The sequence below is a fragment of the Pradoshia eiseniae genome (genome assembly GCF_002946355.1).
In the GTDB taxonomy this organism is placed as follows: Bacteria; Bacillota; Bacilli; order Bacillales; family Pradoshiaceae; genus Pradoshia; species Pradoshia eiseniae.
Window position 1 is genome coordinate 46,137 of the sequence record NZ_PKOZ01000003.1, and the last position, 17,867, is coordinate 64,003.

Here is a 17,867-nt window from a genome sequence, read left to right on the forward strand (position 1 = left end):
TCCCACTCCTTTGTAACGATATAAAAAATATCGTTAAATATTTGTTATATTCATATGCAGCAATCAGCCCTGCGTTTCCAATTGGATACCGTGCGCCCGTTTGTCTATGATTCTAACGGCTTTTCCTTCTGAGCGCGGAATGCTCTTTGGAGGCAGAATTTGAATCGCCATTGCAACGAGACAGTTATTCTTCATCGAATGCTGAATTGTCTTGGCTAACATCAAAATGTCTGGATGATTCATATCGCTTCCTATGGCTAAGTAGAACTCCTCACTGAGCTCCACATGCAAGGCCAGTTCATCAAGCACACCGCTTCTATGCAGATGCACCTGATAATACGGGGCTAATTCAGCAATCTTTAGCAGATGATGCTCTATTTCTGAAGGAAATAGATTGACTCCGCGGATGATGAGCATATCATCAATACGGCCCTTGATTCTTGCCATCCTTGTGGTCGTCCGTCCGCATTTGCATATACCTTTTTGAATGGAGGATAGATCCCCCGTTCTGTAGCGGATGATTGGCAGAGCTTCTTTTGTCAGGCTAGTGAAAACAAGCTCCCCTATCTCGCCGTCAGGAACGGGCTCAAGTGTGTTTGGGTCAATGACCTCCACGATAAAATGGTCATCCGCGATATGAAGCCCGTCTTGCGCCTCATGACATTCCATCGAAATCCCCGGACCCATCACCTCGCTCAACCCATAAATATCACAGGCTTTAATGCCAAGCTTCCCTTCAAGCGTCCTTCTCATTTCCTCCGACCAAGGCTCGGCACCGAAAATGCCATATTTCAGCGATGTGTCTGCAGGATCCAATCCGAGTGTCTCCATTTTCTCGATGATATTCAAGATATAGGACGGCGTTCCCGCGATGACAGCCGGATTAAAATCTTGAATCAAACTGATCTGCCGCTCGGTATTCCCCCCAGAAACAGGCACGGTCGCCATCCCGAGGCGTTCAGCCCCATAATGCAGGCCCAGTCCCCCGGTGAATAATCCATACCCATAAGCATTATGAAAAATTTCTCCCGGCTGGCCGCCAGCAATCGCTATGGACCTTGCAACGAGATCTGCCCACATATCGATGTCCTTTCTCGTATAGCAGACAACGGTCGGTTTCCCGCTCGTACCAGAGGAGGCATGGATTCGTACGATATCCTTCTGGTCAACAGCCATTAGTCCAAAGGGGTAATGCTCTCGCAAATCCGTTTTTTTCGTGAAAGGAAGTCTCTTTAAATCGGCTAATGTTTGGATGTCACTAGGCTGAATCGCCGCCTGATCGAACTTATCACGGTAAAAAGGCACTTTCTCATAGACATTTCGAACAGTCTCTTGCAGTCTGGCTAGCTGAATATCTTCCATCTCAGCTTTAGGCAAAGTCTCATTTTCATGGAGAATCATCCTATTCCTCCTTCATAAATAAAGCGCTTTCATTGAGTATGAAAAAAATATATAACAAGATATTTATCTTCGATGTATTTCCGTTATATAAAAATTAACACATCGACACAATTTTGTAAATAATTAGAAAACGTTTTTCTCCTATTTTTTAAAAAAGCTGTTTTCATAAGGATTGTTGCTATTGATTGGTGCTTGTTCATGATATGAAAATAGCCACCTCCAAAAGGAAGTGGCTGTACTTGTTATTGGACTAACGCCCCGGTTAGTTTAATTATATTTTTGTCCATTCTGTACTCAACAATGAAAAAATTAAGGAGTCGTGAGATTGATTATTTTGATAGAGGTATCCCCTCAACAAACCTTCCTTAGTAAAACCTAAACGATTTAATAAGTGTATAGATGGGTCATTTTGCGGATAAGTCACTGCTCCAATCCTAAACAGTTCCAAATTTTCAAACGAATACCTTAATACTTCTTTTACTGCTTCGAAGGCAATTCCTTTATTCCAATGTGAAGGATGCAATTCAAATCCAATCTCAGCCTTTTTACTCCACGTGCTAAGGTTGTTTAATCCTAATGTACCAACAAAATTACCTGTATCTTTCAATACAATGCCCCACCTTATACCTCTTTTATTCTCATAAGTGCTTTGGAAGGACTCAACTACTTTTGAAGCTTCTTCTAAACTTTTCAAGCTATCCATTCCGTAATACTTAGTCACTTCATCTTTTGACATAATTTCGAAAAAGCTTTCTGTATGTTCTTCTTTTACTTGAACTAAATTCAGTCGATTAGTTTCTAACTCAGGATATCCCATAAAATATACCCCCTCAATCTATCATCGATTATTTTAATCCTAGTACAACTAAACTGCCGCTTTACTTCCATTAGACATTCAAAAATAGGACATTATTTCTCTGTGAAATAATACCCTTGTTAGGATTGTAAACATTGATATTAATTTTCCCTATAAAGTCGATCAGCTCTATTCGCACCATAAAACGTTAAAAACATACCGAAAATAACAAACGCTACCCAAGCATCATCATTTTTCAATGCTAAGACTATTCCTATAATTTCTAACACAAAAGCTATAGTAAAAGCTAGAATTGTCTTTGTATCTTTTAGCACTCTCCTATTCACTTCTTCACTTCCTGTTCTTCTTAATAAATATCTTGTTATTAATCTAACTTTATATCCCATTATTGAGAGAAAGAACTAGTTCTTCTTCCGTTAATCTGCCGCATATGTTCAACAAGTCATCCTAATTCAACTGCACCACAAATTGGATATTCATATCCTTTTCTTCAGTATCAACAATCTATACGAAAACAGCCTAAAAAAAAGATAAAAGAATGGACGACACAGTCCACCCTTTCACCAGCATTTTCGTTATTTCTGATCCAGAATCTCCTTGAATTCCCGCCCCTTTTGGACATAGGTCTCGATCGATAGCTGGATGAGCTGCAGATCCTTCTCCCCAAGCTCTCTCACTACTTTACCGGGAGAACCGACCACTAATGAACGCGGAGGAATTTTCTTACCAGGGGAGATCAATGTGTTGGCCCCGATGATGCACTCTTCGCCGATTTCGGCCCCATCCAAAATAGTGGAACCCATGCCGATGATGGAGCGATTGCCAATCGTGCAGCCATGCAGGATCGCGTTATGGCCAACGGTGACTTCATCCCCGATTGTCAGAGGCTGTCCCTCATACAAATGCAAGGTCGAATTATCCTGAATGCTTGTCCGTTTTCCAACTACGATTGGACCTTCATCCCCGCGCATGACCGCATTGAACCAGATGGAGGATTGTTCCCCGATTGTGACATCTCCGATGATGAATGCTCCTGGTGCTACAAATACAGACTCATCAATGACTGCCTGTTTTTTTCCGTATGGTACCAGCATACAAATACCTCCTAAAATTGCCATAATTTTCATTTTATTATAACATAAGAAAAAAAGGAGAAGATGATTTGAAAACAATTCATGAATTGCTCCACATTACCTATCCGATTATCCAGGGGGGCATGGGAAACATCAGCAATGCTCTACTCACCGCCGCCATTTCTGAAGCGGGAGGACTCGGCACAATTGGTGCGGGCACCCGTACACCTGAAGAGGTAGACCAAATGATTCAAGAGGTGAAGGAAGGGACAAGCAAGCCATTCTCACTCAATATTCCGATTACCGTCACCAAGTATGCCAAAGAACTAGTTGAACTGGCGATTGCCCATCAAGTTCCTGTCGTAAGCCTTTCAGCAGGTAACCCTGGGAAACTGATTCCCCTATTACATAAAGAAGGCATTAAAGTCATCGTTGTCGTCGCCTCTGTTAAGCATGCCCAAAAAGCTGAAGCGGCAGGCGCTGACCTGTTAGTCGCAGAAGGCTTTGAAGCCGCCGGCATTAATTCAAGCCTGGAGATTACAACGTTCTCCTTGATTCCGCAAATCGCCAATGCGGTGAAAATCCCAGTCATCGCAGCTGGCGGCATCGGGGATGGCCGCGGTTTGGCCGCTGCCCTGATGCTTGGAGCAAGCGGCGTGCAAATGGGCACACGCTTCATCGCCACAAAAGAAGCACCAATGCATGAAGCATATAAGGAGCGGCTGTTGAATGCATCTGATACCGATACCCTCATCTTCGGGCGAACGGTTGGCAGAGTGAGACGGATTCTGCATACCCCTTATGCCGAAAAGCTCATCCAGATAGAACAACAAGGATTAACCATAGAAGAATATGCACAGCTGACAGATGAGGATAAGCATGTCCGTGCCGCCATGGATGGAAATCTTGAAGAGGGATTCCTCAATAGCGGTCAGGTGGCAGGCTTGATCACGTCCATTCCATCAGTAAAGGAGCTGCTCGCAGACATTATGAAAGAAGCAGATGAACAGCTTCAAAAAGGAACGGCTCTTCTTAAGACATACAGCCATTTATCTTAAAACTCATAAAAAACCATGGCTCTAAATGTTTGAGGCCATGGTTTTTTCCTATTATAGAACTGCCTCTTCTTCCTTAACAGCCGGCTCCTTCTCACGAAACTTCACAATGGATATGGTGATCAGAATGCCAATCGTCAACAGGCAGGTAATCACACTTGGCCGATGGCTCTCATTAAACATGAAAATGACGGTAATCACGCTTAAGGTCAATGCCGTAAACCCTGAGATATATGGGTATCCCCATATTCTAAAGCTCGGCAGTGAAGGATAGGATGGACGAAGTTTAATCTGTGCAAGAGTGACGCTAATCCACACTAAGGATACGACAAATCCCGGGAAGGCCATTAATAATGTGAACACCCTGTCCTGTGCAAAGAAAGCGATCATTGAACCGCCGACAAGGACAGCCGCACTGAACATCAGGCTATAGAACGGCACCCCTTTTGAGGTCACCTGACCAAAGGACTTAGGGGCTTCCCCCCCGGCAGCCAGGGAATGGAGCATACGCGTACAGCCATATAAACCAGAGTTGGCAGCAGAGAGAACGGCCGTGATTAAGATGAAGTTCATGATATGTGCGGCACCCTGCAGTCCTGCCATCGATAATACTTGTACAAATGGACTCGATTGATCGCTAATTTGGTTCCACGGAATGAGTCCGCAAATGACCAAAATCGGCAGCGTATAAAAGAGAATGATCCGCCAAATGAAGCTTTTGATTACCTTAGGGAGAATCCGCTCGGCATCTTTTGCCTCATTCACGGTAACCCCAATCAATTCAGAGCCTCCATAGGAGTACATGACAATGAGCAGGGCCGCAAAGATGGACGTCCAGCCATTCGGGAAAAAGCCGCCATGGCCTGTGAAGTTCTGCAAATAATTCGATTCATTACTTGGAATAAGTCCAAATAAAATACATGCCCCAAGGATGATAAAAAGAATGATCATCGTGATTTTGATTCCGGCAAACCAGAATTCAAACTCTCCGTAATTTTTCACATTCATCATATTGATGCCTATGACAAAGGCTGTGCAGACAAGGCTTAAGGCCCACAGCGGAATGGATGGGAACCAATATTGCAGGAAGCTCCCTGCCACGACCACCTCAATGACGCACACCGCAAGCCACATAATGCAATACATCCAGCCGACGACAAACGAGACCCGTTTTCCGAACGCTCTATGTATGAACCCCTTCATATTCGTATTTGGATACACGAGGGCCATTTCAGCTATGGCTCCCATCACGACAAGCAGCAGGAGGCCTGCGAACACATAGGTTAAGATGACCCCCGGTCCTGCTAATGTCACCGTTTCGGCACTTCCTTTAAAAATACCTGTCCCAATCGCTCCGCCCATCGCCATCATCGTAATATGGCGAGGCAAGAGTCTTTTTTGAAGCGTTTCATTTTGGTTCGAAATCACACACATTTCCTCCTTCAATCTATTTATAATGGACCCCCCGTATAACATTTTCTATGTTTCTAGTTAAGCCATATCAATCAGCCATAATGTTGGATTCTCGATGTATTGTTTAAATGCATTCGTAAAGGCAACGGCGGTTGCGCCGTCTGCGACACGGTGGTCAAAGGACATGGAGATATTCATCATGCTCCGGATGGCGATTTCATCATTCTCCATCACAACCGGCATTTTCTTTGTTTTATGAAAAGCAATCAGCCCCGTTTGCGGGTAATTGATGATTGGGGTCGCCCCCATGCTTCCAAGCGGTCCAACATTGCTGATTGTGAATGTGCCCCCTCTCATGTCCACACCTGTCAGAGTACCTTCCTTCGCTTTTAGTGTCAGTTCTTTTTGCTTCCTATGAATCTCTTGGACTGACAACCGATCCGCATGATGAATGACCGGCACAACCAGGCCATCCTCTGTGTCAGCGGCAATACCGATATGGTACTCTTTTTCAAGAATGATGACTTCCTGTTCTTCATCCAGCTTGGCATTGAAGACCGGATATTGTTTCAAGGCTTGGGTGATGGCCTTTATTAGGAAGGCTGTTACCGAAACCGATCTTCCCATCGCATCAATTTTCTTGCGGTAGGCCAAAAGCTCCGTCATATCCACCTCCTCGAAATGCGTGACATGCGGAATGGTGTAGAGTGACTTCACCATATTTTTGGCAATCTGCTTGCGGCGTCCCCTGAAAGGAATGGTCTCTGCGTTCGGGCGACTGCCTTGTGCATTATCTACTGTCTCTTTTGGCTCAGGGGCTGCTGGAAGAGAGATGACTTCCTTTTTCTCTTCTTTCACCTCTTCCCCATGGCTATTGCTTTTCGCAAAATTATAGACATCTTCGACGGTAATGCGGCCATTCTTTCCTGTTCCTTTGATCTGTTGAATATCCACCCCGACTTCCCGCGCAATCTTTCGTGTATATGGAGCCGCCTTAATAAAGAGGCGCTCTGTTCTCTTGTTTGGCTGTGCGATGTATTCAAGGATTGGTTCTGCAGAGACAGCCGTTTCCTTGCCGCCCGCCTCTTCGAGCACGAGCAGCGTCGTTCCGACCGAAACCGTATTTCCTTTATCAATAACGATATCTTTGACAACACCGCTCGCTGGAGAAGGAAGCTCAGCAACCATCTTATCAGTCTGCACCTCGACCAATGGCTGGTCCGTCTTAACGGCATCTCCCACCTTCACGAAATAATGGAGGATTTCCCCCTCAGTCATCCCTTCACCTATATCATGCAGTTTCACTTCGACCACTATATTCCCCTCCTAGAAATTGACTGTTTTTTTGATGGCATGATAAACCCTTGCCGATGTTGGCAAATAGTGCTCCTCAAGGGCAAAGAATGGAACCGGAACATCAAATCCTGCGATGCGTTCAATCGGTGATTTCATATAAAGGAAGGAGTAATCATTAATAATGGATACAATATCATTGCCTACCCCGCCAGTTTCATGTGCCTCATGTACAATGACCGCTCTCCCAGTTCTCTGGACCGATTCAGAAATGATGTCACGATCGATAGGGTATAAGGTTCTTAAGTCAATGACATCACAGGTGATGCCCTCCTTCTCGGCTTGCTCAGCCGCCTTCATGGCCACCTGTACCATCGCTCCCCAAGCGATGAGTGTCACATCCTCCCCTTCTTTTACTTTTTTGCCCTTGCCGATCTCTACCATGTATTTCCCTTCAGGCACCTCATCCCGAACGGAGCGGTAAAGCTTCAATGGCTCTAGAAATAAGACCGGGTCAGGATCTTCAATGGACGCGATTAAAAGCCCCTTTGCATCATGCGCGGACGATGGGCAGACAACCTTAATCCCAGGCATATGGGTGAATAAGGCCTCTACACTGTCTGAATGGATTTCCGGTGCACGGATACCCGCTCCATAAGGGGCGCGAATGACCATCGGCACCGTATAGCGTCCCATCGTTCTCATGCGCAGCCGGGAAACATGGGTCATGATTTGCTCATAGGCTGGATAGATGAACCCGAAGAATTGCATTTCGGCAATAGGCTTAAACCCGTTAACCGCAAGGCCGACAGAGGTGCCGATAATTCCTGATTCGCTAAGAGGCGTATCCATGACACGGTCCTGGCCAAATCGTTCCTGCAAGCCCTCGGTCGCACGGAAAACCCCGCCGTTTTTACCAATATCCTCCCCTAGCAAGAGTACGCGTTCATCCTCTTCAAGCATGGTTCCCAATCCGTCCGTTATCGCCTGAATGAGTGTCATGTTCTTTGTCTTGATGCTTGCTGACAGCTGTTCTTCTTTTAATGCCATTAAGCTTCTCCTCCTAACAATTGGAAATACTCTTCCTTTTGCTTCGCGATTGTCCAAGTCGGTGTTTCAAATACATAGTCGAATAGATCATCTACCTTCGGCTTCGGATAGCTCTCCACTTCTCGGATTGCCTGCTCGACCTCTTCGGTGATTTGATTCTGAATCTGAGTGGTCCACCCCTCATCCCAGATGCCCTCGTTCTTCATGTAGCGTTCCAGGCGCATAAGCGGATCACGTGTTTGCCTGATTTCATCGCTCTTTGACTGATTGCGGTATTTGGTCGGGTCATCTGCTGTTGTATGAGCCCCATATCTCCAGGTAACCGCTTCAATTAATGTCGGGCCTTCTCCCTTACGTGCCCGCCCCAAGGCTTCCTTTGTCTGGAAATAGACCGCGAAAATATCATTCCCATCCACCCGGACGCCTGGTATGCCATAGGCAACCGACTTTTGCGCTACGGTTTCAGAATTCATTTGTTTTTCAATCGGAACCGATATGGCAAACCCGTTATTTTGATTAAAAAAGACGGCAGGGACCTTGAATACACTCGCCATGTTCATCCCCTCATGGAAGTCTCCCTCTGAAGTGGCCCCATCACCAAAATAGGCAATCGCGGCATTTTTCGTCCCTTTTCTCTTCTCAGCCCATGCAGCACCTGCTGCATGGGGAAGCTGTGTCGCAATAGGCACGGCAGGCGGAAAGATTCTCTTCCCTTCCTCCGGCACACAGCCTTCCACCCGGCCGTTCCAATATAAGAAGGTCCGTGCCATATTGGCGCCGAAGGTTAAGGTTGCACCGTGGTCGCGATAGGTCGGGAATACCCAATCCTCATTTCCGAGAGCGAGCGCGCTTCCCGCCTGCGCTGCCTCCTGGCCCTCAAACGGTGCATAGGTTCCTAATCGTCCCTGACGCTGTAAACTGATGGCCTTTCGGTCAAACGTTCTGATTCGAACCATATGATAATAGAACTCTCTCACCAGCTCATCGGTTAGTCTTTCTTTATCGCCCTCTCTTACAAGCTGCCCATTTTCATTCATCATTTGATAGATTGGAAATTCAATCGTCATCCGATCACCTCATTATTTTCTATTTAGTTTCGTACATCCCATTTAGGCGGCTTGCTATGAGAAAAGAAATGATTGAGTCTCTTTCGGTCCTCGATTCTCTTTTCACACAAGCGATCCGCTGCCTCGGCTGTTGTCATATTATCTAGCTCAGCCTGCCTATATACTTCAAGCAAGGAATGATAAATGGTTTTTGTTTTGGTCAATACGCGTTCCTTATTCGCCCCATATAACTCATCAGCCACCTGAATAAGGCCTCCGCAATTGATCATATAGTCAGGCGCATAGAGAATCCCCTTCTCCTTCACTTTCTCCCCGTGCCGGTCATGCAGGAGCTGGTTATTGGCCGAACCTGCTATGGCCTTCACCTTCATGACAGAGAGCGTCTCATCATTGATGACTCCTCCGCCTGCACACGGGACGAACACATCGGCCTCCGCCGCATAAATCTCCTTGCTATCCACGCTCTTGACCATTCCTCCATGATTCCTCGCCAGTTCCTTCACTTTCTCTACAGCTTCATCGTTAATATCCGTCACATAAAGGTCTGCCCCTCTGATGAGAAGCTGTTCAGCTACCTTTAGCCCAACCTTTCCAAGGCCTTGAATTGCATATGTTCTGCCAGCAAGCTCATCTGTCCCGAATGTCACCTTATTAGTAGCCTGCAACCCATAGATGACACCTAATGCGGTTGGGACGGATGAATCCCCGCCGCCTCCATAAGCCTCCGGAATCCCCGTTATGCAGCTCGTTTCTCGTGATGCATGAATGAAATCCTCCATATTCGTTCCCATATCTGTTCCGGTATAGAACCTTCCATTCAACGAATCTACAAAGCGCCCGAAGGCTCGAAACATATGAGGCGTTTTATCCTTTAACGGGTCCCCAATGATGACTGCCTTTCCCCCGCCAAAATCCACATCTGCTGCCGCACATTTATACGTCATCCCTTTTGAGAGGCGCAATGCATCCTGAAGGGCATCCGCCATTCCTCTGTATGGCTGCATCCGGCATCCCCCCAGAGCCGGACCAAGCGCCGTATTGTGAATGGCAATAATGGCCTTAAGGCCAGTGGATGGATCGTTGCAGAATATTACCTGCTCATGCTCCTGCATATTCTCTAATATCATTTCATTCATCTGCACTGTTTGATTGACCGCGTTCATTCGCCATTCCCTCCATTATTTATCTCTATATAGAAAGCGCTTACAAATCACTGTTCATTAATTGGATTCTTGCGTTGTCATGGATTGCTTTAACCGGGACTCCATCGTCTCCTTCAAAACGATGCCCTGCTTAACCTCGCCAATCCCGATCAATCCTGACTCATTGCGTATCTCAACGGCCGTCACGATTACATTCGGTGTCAATTTAGTCACAACAGCTTTCACATAAACCATCGTCCCCTCAGCGGTTGGGGCAATATGCTTTACAGATACAGCTCCGCCCACCCCCTCCTCATGCTCTTCCAGATAGGGCAGGATAATCTTTCGTGAGGCCCATTCCATGTGATAAACCATCGCTACAGTCGAATACGCACGATGGACAATATTCCCTTCAAATTGAGCAAACATCTCTTCGGTCACCATGGCCGTCACCACTGCCTCAGCTCCAACTTTTAAGCCTGTTTTCATCTAATCCTCCTCACATCAGCCAGCGTTCTTACACAAATTTCATTAAAAATTTAGAAAATTATGTTTATATCACTTAGAATACGCTATAATAAAATTCAGTAACATAACAAAATGTATAAATTTCCAAATGTAAATATTTATTTTGCATAAGTTTTCTATGAATAAACTTCATTTTAAAACGAGGAATGGATTATGGATCAATTAGACTTTCGCCTTCTAAGTATTTTACAAAAGGATGGGCGCATAACGATAAGCGATCTATCCAAGCAATTAGCCTTAAGCAGACCAAGCGTGACCGAACGATTAAACCGGCTCAGGGAAAAGGGCGTTATCGAAGGATTCAGCGCCAGGGTGTGCCCGCGTTCAGTCGGCCGGAATATTGTTGTCTTTATCCAATTAAGCGACTTCAAGACCGCTTCCTACGCCGAATTCGAAAAGAAAATCCTCGATGATCCCGATATCATCGAAATTCACCGCCTGACCGGCTCTGTCAGCTATCTTCTGAAGGCCGCCGTGCCTGGGATGGAGCAGCTCAACCAGCTAATTGAAAAGCTGAACCCATATGGCAATGTCAACACATCAATCGTCCTGTCTTCCCCATTGTCCTTCAGCCCCATTACCCCTGTTCAGGAAGAATTGAAATCCCGTCCCATTAACTGAACAACCTTAAGGAGGGAAGGTGATCTGCGGACACCTTCCCATCCTTTGTGTTTATTGAAGTCTTTATATAGACGTTATACGAGTGAGACTACATTCAAGAGGAGGATTCAAGCGTGGAATTCAATTTTGGAGACATGACTATTATGCTCCCTTCTTTACCCATAACGATTATCGCAATAATCGTCATTGTCCTCCTTGTAAGGTGGAGCAAGCAATTAGAAACAAGACGTTTCACGATTTTCGTTTATTTTTTGATAAGCGCTTATATTACTCCCATCTATATCAGCGGTACAAACGAAGGTGTCATTGAGTTATGGATACCTTTAGGCTTTATCATCGTTTTTATTTACTTGAAGGGCAGTAAAAGAAACCATCCATCTAAAATGAAAGCTTCTATTCTAGGACTTTGTATAGCCTTGTCTCAGATGGCTATTCATTATGTCAGTTAGTTTTTTGTACTCCACTCGAGGCAGCAGACGAGCATTTACACAATCACCGCAGAGGATAAAAGGCTATTACAAGGTCATTGACGATAAGAAGCTGCCTATTCTCTTTGGAGCAAGCGATATTTTCAAGCTTTTATAAAGGAGAGAATCATGCTTAAACGAAAATATGGCGAGCGTCCAGACTGGAGCCGCATTTAACAAAAAAAGTATGCACAAACCTATCTTGAGACAGACGAATTTAAAGGGTATATAACCTTGCTGCACATGGTTCAACTAACTGAACCCTTAATCGTTCAATATGATAAGAAGGAAGTCTGCATAGCCAATGAAGGGTATTCTTGGCTTCAGCAATTTCCAGCTGATAAGCACCACTCCGTAACGACCATGTTTGACGAAGAAGGAAATATTATTCAGTGGTATATCGATATATGCCTCAGCAACGGTTGTGAGGATGGCAAGCCGTGGATGGATGATTTATATTTAGATATCATTCTCTTTCCAACAGGAAAAATCATCATAAAAGATACGGATGAGCTGGAAGATGCCTATAAAAGCGGAATCATTCATAAAGAGCTGTATGATCTTGCTTGGAAGGAAGTGAACAGAGTAAATAGAATGCTATGCGCCGGGGATTTTCCTTTAGTTCGATTAGCCTCAGAGCATAAAACCCAGCTAATGGGCCTTCTAAAATGATTATTCAGAGATATCATCTAGTTTGTTAATCTATGTTGATACTATAACGTAAAGGGGTGTCTAACATCCATGCACTTATCAAAGGCGCAGAGATTTGCTATTGAGCATATTGAAGCTTGGGCAAAGCAGCATAAACATGAAGCAAGATTAACCATTAATCATATTTTAGAAATGTCAAACATATCAACAGATACCTTCGAAAAAGCCGTTGATGCCATAAAGACAAATGCCAGAATTAGCTTGCATTTTCATCCAGATCGGCTCGATTCCAGCTTAAACAGCATTGCCGAATCATTATTCATGCAGGGGGAATATAAAAGTCAATTTGAAACCTTGATCTCAAGCGGAAGTGTATCTGCTGTTCCTGGCGGCGAACGGGACCTTTGGGAGAAAAGGATGTTTGGAGGAGCCTATCATATTGGGGGTGCAGCCATTAGCGAACGTCCTAAGTATGGTGCACTGAATTTGATGTTACCTTCAGATGGACCTGCCCCTCGCTTTGGTTCATGCTACTTCCTCCTTTATCCAGCAGTCTCTCATCGTTCTTCATTTACCTATTTAGATTCTCATCTAGAAATAAAGGAAAAAGGAACATATAAGGAATTTGATTTAATTCTCGCAGCACTTCTGGAGGATTCATTTTCAAGAGAATTTGCACTGGGAGAAAGTGACCTGCAACCTCCTAGGCTAGTCAATCATTTATTAACAACTCTTTCAAAACCTCAAAAATTTCTCATTGAGGAAAAAGTCCATCGTAATCTTGACCAATACATTGAAGCCCAAATTCATGGAAGTCTATCACTTAAAGACGATGTTGAGATATTAGTAGCAGACAGTTCTTTTAAAGGAACAGATATAGGAGAAATAATGGAGCAACTATGCTCTAAGTTTTCCATTAAACTATATTGGCGCAGAGGGTTTAATCTTAAAGTACAGGATGTACCTTCTGATTTTAGAGGAGCTAAAATGCCTGTTTTAGCACATCGTATTGCCGAAAGGAAATATATTAATGCGCGAATCATTGGCTCTGCCATGAAAGAAATGTACTTACATCCTGATCAATGGTCTGATTATGGAACGATGAAAGAGATCGTTCAGGATTTCAAGCTATTATGGCATGTGCTTGTTAGATATGGCTCATACTAGTTGAATAGAACAGGATAAATAATAAACCAGCCAAAAAGGGGCTGGCACATAAGTATTTCAGTCAATGCTAAACTCGACCTATTAGGTTTCTGGTTTTTATTTATGTTCAATAGGTTTGTTCATTCTGCATACCATTATGAATAAATAGTGAACTGGAGCTAAAATCCGCTCGACTCATGCGGATCGTCGAGGAAAGGCTGAGACCCAGCAGGTGTAGACGAGGAGGCTAAAGCCTTCCTCCCCGCGGAAAGCGAGCCTCTTCACTGCTTATGGTTTTTTGAACCATTTCACTTAAACTAATCCTTTCTTCTGAATCAGCTTCATACCATTGGTCTATCAGAAGCCACTTACCAATTAGATACCATTCACTCCTAAGATAATTATGAAGAGAATAGTTACTGGCTTTTTTAACATACTAGCACCTCTTGTCCCTCCGCTTTTTCCCCTGATAGTCATCGCTAAATCCTGTCGCCTATTTTATAAAAACTTGTTTTTTTGGTAAATCCACCTTTGTCTTGCTGGTAGTCTTTTTATATTGCAGCCCACGATTGTTCTCCATAATAATTTGTTTATCAATGCCATCTCTCATCATGTTTAATACGAAAATAGACAAAGTAAACATAACTACTGGAGCTAAAATGATCCAAGGAGCTGTCCAAAGTTCATTTCGATCTATTCCGATTAATCCTGACCATTCATTGCTTAAGGAAATGATTTTTGTCGTATCAGTCAAACTATCATAACTCTCTATTCTTCCCCCAATAATTAGAGAGAAAAAGCCCATTTGAACGAGTAGCATCATCAACTGAGATGATTGTTGGATAAACAATAAGACCAATTTTCGTTTCATATAAGGAAAGACATGTTTATGGATCAAGTGCCATTTAGATGCCCCTAACACTTTGGCGCTAACGATATAGTCTTTCTTTAAAAATAAGCGAACCTCTTCACAAAGATACATCGATAACATTGGTAAAAAGACAATCACTAAGACTAACATTTGATAAAAAACTGCCTTTATCATGTTTCCTTCAAATAACTCTATGTTCGTAAATAAAGGGTAAGAAAATACAAAAACCCAAATAATCGGTGGTATGTAGTAAAATACCGCAAAACTTTTTCTAATCCAGGCTGATAGCCCAGGTACAAATAGCGCTAATATTAAGCCAATGATAGATGAAATAACCATTTGCATGGTAACCGTAACAAAGACGATAATCAGCGTATATTTCGCACCATCCAAAACTTTTTCTCCTAAAGATACACCTGAACGATCTGATCCAAAAGGTGGTTTCTCGATTGGTGAAAAAGGTGCTTTTCCTACTAATTCACCTTTTTCATCATACATCAGAAGATCCGACGTATGAATGGTTTGGTCACCGTATATCGTATAAATGAAGCTGCCAATCATCAAAGAAATAAAAAAGAACATTCCAGCCAACAACCGCTTTGATTTCCATATCTTTGGTCTCATGAGGTGAATACCCCCGTTGTTTTGGCTATGTATAATTCGGATATTGTAAAAATGATATAAAAGGGAATGAACAACATGAGCGCCCACAAAATCAAGATACCTGGCTCAATTATCGCATCATTTATAATGAACATCATAAAGCCATTAATATTAGAAAGCCCTTCAACAACAAATAAAGTAGACAACATAAACAATAAAATGGTTTTACCGTGATTCAAAATATTGAAAAAAATATTTCTGAACATATGTTTGAACAAAATTGTCCGCATTCCTATTCCTTTTGCACGAGCATACTCAACATACATTTCCTCAAATTCTTCATCTAAAGACAAGATCATCATTTTATAAATCATGATTGCTGGAATAACGGTAAGACTGACCAGCGGAATAACATACACACGTTCATCACCAAGTGCATATAAATTCGTTATCTCGAACCCTGTCAGTCTATAAATGTGTATGACCGTCAATTGAAGAATAAGGACAATCATGACATCTGGAAATGACTCCATCATTTTCAGGATAGCTTTGACCACTCTTTGCATTTTTGCCGACAGGATGGTATATAAAAACACCAAACCAACCGCAGCTGCCAATGCAATGAAAAAACCTATTGCTAATAACTCCATTGTATAGATGTATTTCTCCCATATGGCCGGAAATAAAGGTCGTTCTGCATTCGTATTTCTAGAAAAATACATCATCTGATTCGGGTTTAATAGTTGAGAAATCGTGTTTTTTAGTGTGTAAGTAAATCCCGAATCTGTTGCTGTCTTGTCCATTGTAAAAGGTAAGTAACAAATAAAAAAAATGACAAACAAACTAATAGCCAATTCTACGCATTTATTATAGAGAAATCGCCTCATTATGTATTCTATATCCCTTTCTTTATTTAAGAGTATGAATGGAGACAGCAAAATTGCTGTCTTTTTCTTATGACATTAGCAACAATGCTTACAACAAGAGACCAACAGCAAGACCTGGAGACCACCCCCTCTCTTTTTTATTCAACAAATCGGTCATTAATCCTTCTTTTGAGCACACTCGTTTTTCCTCTCTAATTCAGCCCGCTTTTCCTGGTGCAATGAAACCATCTGGACAAAAAAAAGAGGATAAATGCTCCTATTAAGCATCCTATCCTCTTCTGATCAACTATTCTGCTGTAATGCGTTCAGTCCTACCCAAAGCGGCGACTGTTCCAGCTGTGCGGCTAATCCCAATAGCCAATCTTCTCTTCCTTTTGGCGCCATAATCTGGACACCGAGTGGCAGGCCATCGTCTGCCAGGTGAACGGGCAGGCTGATTGCCGGCTGCCCAATGATGTTGGCCCATTGGGTGAATGGTGTGTAGGTCAGGCTTGGAAGAAACATATCATAGACCATTTTCAGCTGTTCTGCTGGTGACACTTCATGAATATGCCGTAATTCGACTTCCTCTTTTGCCGTGTGCGTCAATTCACCTACCCGTGGTGCGGTATAGGCTGTGGCCGGGGTAATGTACAAGTCATATGTCCGGTTAAAGTGAGCCATCTGGGCGGCCGCCATGTCCCATTCAGCGATGCTTCTTGTAAACTGAATGGCTGATACCTGCTCTCCCGCAGTCTTCAGTACCCAGGAGACAAGCTCAATGTCCTCGCTAGTTACTTTCCGGCCGATTGATTCCTCAATCGATTGAATGTCTGAGGCCATTTCCCCGCAATTCATGATGTAGTAATTCTCCATCAGCCTAATTCCATCTATTTCAGGCACTTTTTCTTCTATATAATGTCCTTGTTCCTCCAGCCATTTTACCAATTTATGAACGGCTTGCGCTGCATCAGCTGAAACTGGGGTTCCAACAGGTGATTGCACGGAGTAAGCAATCCGGAATTTCCGTTGATGATGTATAGCGTCTGTTAAATAACTTCCCTCAAATAGCGGGACATTAAAGGCCGCTTCCGGCTGAATGACTTGCAGAGCATCAAGCATGGCCGCACTGTCCCTGACGGTTTTGGTGAGCACGAAATCCCCTGCTGCTCCATGCCATTGCCGGCCAACCCCTGGTCCTACCGGGGTCCGGCCTCTTGTCGGCTTCAAACCAACCAGCCCAGTGAAGGAAGCGGGAATCCGTATCGAGCCTCCTCCATCACTCGCCCCAGCAATCGGGACAATACCGGCAGCAACTACAGCCGATGCGCCACCGCTTGAGCCTCCTGGCGAATGAGCCAAATTCCAAGGATTGCGGGCAGGCCCGTACAGGGAGGGTTCTGTGACATTCTTCAAACCGAATTCCGGAGAGCTTGTTTGGCCGGCAATTAAAAATCCAGCCTCACGAATTTTCGCGACAAAATGAGAATCCATTAAAGCTTGCCGGTCCTTCAACATTCTAGTTCCCGCCGTGATTTTCTCTCCCGCAATCGCTTGGGAAAGATCCTTCAAGAGAATGGGAACGCCACTAAAGGGCTTCTCCAAGCCCTTTATCTCACTTGCTTCATCAAAAGCGCGTTCGAACCTCGTTCGAATGATGGCATTTAAATCCGGATTCAATCGATTTGACAGTTCCTGGACATCCTCCAGTAATTCCTTTGCGCTGACCTGTTTCGTTTTCACCAGCTCAGCCAATCCCAACCCATCATAATGGGAAAAATCAGTTACATGCATAAAGCCACC

20 protein-coding genes are annotated in these 17,867 nt (G+C 43.9%); 7 read left to right on the forward strand and 13 right to left on the reverse strand.

The genetic code is table 11. The annotated features are described in order from the left end of the window. Positions 1 to 63 precede the first annotated feature (63 nt). The 4 genes from paaK to CYL18_RS07125 all read right to left on the reverse strand — a co-directional run bounded on the left by paaK (position 64) and on the right by CYL18_RS07125 (position 3,312). On the reverse strand, positions 64 to 1,401 hold the full coding sequence (gene paaK, locus CYL18_RS07110; RefSeq protein ID WP_104848802.1) for a phenylacetate--CoA ligase PaaK: 1,338 nt from the start codon (positions 1,399 to 1,401) through the stop codon (positions 64 to 66). Positions 1,402 to 1,672: 271 nt separating this feature from the next. Continuing rightward, positions 1,673 to 2,218, reverse strand: a complete 546-nt coding sequence (locus tag CYL18_RS07115; RefSeq protein ID WP_104848803.1) for a GNAT family N-acetyltransferase — start codon at positions 2,216 to 2,218, stop codon at positions 1,673 to 1,675. A gap of 140 nt (positions 2,219 to 2,358) precedes the next feature. Next, on the reverse strand, positions 2,359 to 2,544 hold the full coding sequence (locus CYL18_RS07120) for a hypothetical protein (RefSeq protein WP_104848804.1): 186 nt from the start codon (positions 2,542 to 2,544) through the stop codon (positions 2,359 to 2,361). Between the two features lie 249 nt (positions 2,545 to 2,793). Continuing rightward, entirely contained in the window at positions 2,794 to 3,312 is a 519-nt protein-coding gene (locus tag CYL18_RS07125) for a gamma carbonic anhydrase family protein (protein WP_104848805.1), read from the reverse strand. A 68-nt stretch (positions 3,313 to 3,380) separates the two neighbouring features. Here CYL18_RS07125 and CYL18_RS07130 point away from each other — a divergent pair, with 68 nt between their 5' ends. Next, positions 3,381 to 4,349 (forward strand): NAD(P)H-dependent flavin oxidoreductase, encoded by a 969-nt coding sequence (locus CYL18_RS07130; protein WP_104848806.1) that lies wholly within the window; start codon positions 3,381 to 3,383, stop codon positions 4,347 to 4,349. A gap of 51 nt (positions 4,350 to 4,400) precedes the next feature. Here the strand turns inward: CYL18_RS07130 and CYL18_RS07135 are convergent, their stop codons facing one another. From CYL18_RS07135 to CYL18_RS07160, 6 genes are all read right to left on the reverse strand, one after another. Next, a complete protein-coding gene (locus tag CYL18_RS07135; protein ID WP_104849063.1) occupies positions 4,401 to 5,717 on the reverse strand; it encodes an amino acid permease in 1,317 nt (438 codons plus the stop codon). Positions 5,718 to 5,837: 120 nt separating this feature from the next. Then, positions 5,838 to 7,073, reverse strand: a complete 1,236-nt coding sequence (locus CYL18_RS07140) for a dihydrolipoamide acetyltransferase family protein (protein WP_104848807.1) — start codon at positions 7,071 to 7,073, stop codon at positions 5,838 to 5,840. A 12-nt stretch (positions 7,074 to 7,085) separates the two neighbouring features. Continuing rightward, positions 7,086 to 8,102 (reverse strand): alpha-ketoacid dehydrogenase subunit beta, encoded by a 1,017-nt coding sequence (locus CYL18_RS07145; RefSeq protein WP_104848808.1) that lies wholly within the window; start codon positions 8,100 to 8,102, stop codon positions 7,086 to 7,088. Further along, a complete protein-coding gene (pdhA, locus tag CYL18_RS07150) occupies positions 8,102 to 9,169 on the reverse strand; it encodes a pyruvate dehydrogenase (acetyl-transferring) E1 component subunit alpha (protein WP_104848809.1) in 1,068 nt (355 codons plus the stop codon). The genes CYL18_RS07145 and pdhA overlap by 1 nt, the downstream gene beginning before the upstream one ends. Positions 9,170 to 9,192: 23 nt before the next feature. Next, entirely contained in the window at positions 9,193 to 10,332 is a 1,140-nt protein-coding gene (locus CYL18_RS07155; RefSeq protein ID WP_104848810.1) for a Leu/Phe/Val dehydrogenase, read from the reverse strand. A gap of 57 nt (positions 10,333 to 10,389) precedes the next feature. Then, entirely contained in the window at positions 10,390 to 10,800 is a 411-nt protein-coding gene (locus CYL18_RS07160; protein ID WP_104848811.1) for a thioesterase family protein, read from the reverse strand. Positions 10,801 to 10,992: 192 nt separating this feature from the next. On the opposite strand from CYL18_RS07160, the gene CYL18_RS07165 reads away from it, so the two are divergent. The 5 genes from CYL18_RS07165 (at position 10,993) to CYL18_RS07180 (ending at position 13,745) form a co-directional block, all read left to right on the forward strand. After that, positions 10,993 to 11,460: an Lrp/AsnC family transcriptional regulator gene (locus tag CYL18_RS07165; RefSeq protein ID WP_104848812.1), complete on the forward strand. Its 468-nt coding sequence runs from the start codon at positions 10,993 to 10,995 to the stop codon at positions 11,458 to 11,460. A 113-nt stretch (positions 11,461 to 11,573) separates the two neighbouring features. After that, positions 11,574 to 11,909 carry a hypothetical protein gene (locus CYL18_RS07170; RefSeq protein WP_104848813.1) on the forward strand — a complete coding sequence of 112 codons (336 nt, stop codon included), beginning with the start codon at positions 11,574 to 11,576 and terminating at the stop codon, positions 11,907 to 11,909. After that, positions 11,899 to 12,045, forward strand: coding sequence for a hypothetical protein (locus CYL18_RS19250; protein ID WP_161497099.1), 147 nt, complete (start codon positions 11,899 to 11,901; stop codon positions 12,043 to 12,045). The genes CYL18_RS07170 and CYL18_RS19250 overlap by 11 nt, the downstream gene beginning before the upstream one ends. A 125-nt stretch (positions 12,046 to 12,170) precedes the next feature. Further along, positions 12,171 to 12,599 carry a DUF402 domain-containing protein gene (locus tag CYL18_RS07175; RefSeq protein ID WP_236636329.1) on the forward strand — a complete coding sequence of 143 codons (429 nt, stop codon included), beginning with the start codon at positions 12,171 to 12,173 and terminating at the stop codon, positions 12,597 to 12,599. Positions 12,600 to 12,668: 69 nt separating this feature from the next. Further along, positions 12,669 to 13,745 (forward strand): DUF3626 domain-containing protein, encoded by a 1,077-nt coding sequence (locus CYL18_RS07180; RefSeq protein WP_104848814.1) that lies wholly within the window; start codon positions 12,669 to 12,671, stop codon positions 13,743 to 13,745. A 472-nt stretch (positions 13,746 to 14,217) separates the two neighbouring features. Here CYL18_RS07180 and CYL18_RS07185 read toward each other — a convergent pair whose 3' ends face one another. Both CYL18_RS07185 and CYL18_RS07190 read right to left on the reverse strand, forming a co-directional pair. After that, positions 14,218 to 15,219, reverse strand: a complete 1,002-nt coding sequence (locus CYL18_RS07185) for an ABC transporter permease subunit (protein ID WP_146102825.1) — start codon at positions 15,217 to 15,219, stop codon at positions 14,218 to 14,220. Continuing rightward, positions 15,216 to 15,848 (reverse strand): ABC transporter permease subunit, encoded by a 633-nt coding sequence (locus CYL18_RS07190; RefSeq protein WP_104848816.1) that lies wholly within the window; start codon positions 15,846 to 15,848, stop codon positions 15,216 to 15,218. The genes CYL18_RS07185 and CYL18_RS07190 overlap by 4 nt, the downstream gene beginning before the upstream one ends. 275 nt (positions 15,849 to 16,123) lie before the next feature. On the opposite strand from CYL18_RS07190, the gene CYL18_RS19090 reads away from it, so the two are divergent. Further along, positions 16,124 to 16,348, forward strand: a complete 225-nt coding sequence (locus CYL18_RS19090) for a hypothetical protein (RefSeq protein ID WP_146102826.1) — start codon at positions 16,124 to 16,126, stop codon at positions 16,346 to 16,348. Between the two features lie 19 nt (positions 16,349 to 16,367). Here CYL18_RS19090 and CYL18_RS07195 read toward each other — a convergent pair whose 3' ends face one another. Next, positions 16,368 to 17,858, reverse strand: coding sequence for an amidase (locus CYL18_RS07195; protein WP_104848817.1), 1,491 nt, complete (start codon positions 17,856 to 17,858; stop codon positions 16,368 to 16,370). Positions 17,859 to 17,867: the final 9 nt, after the last annotated feature.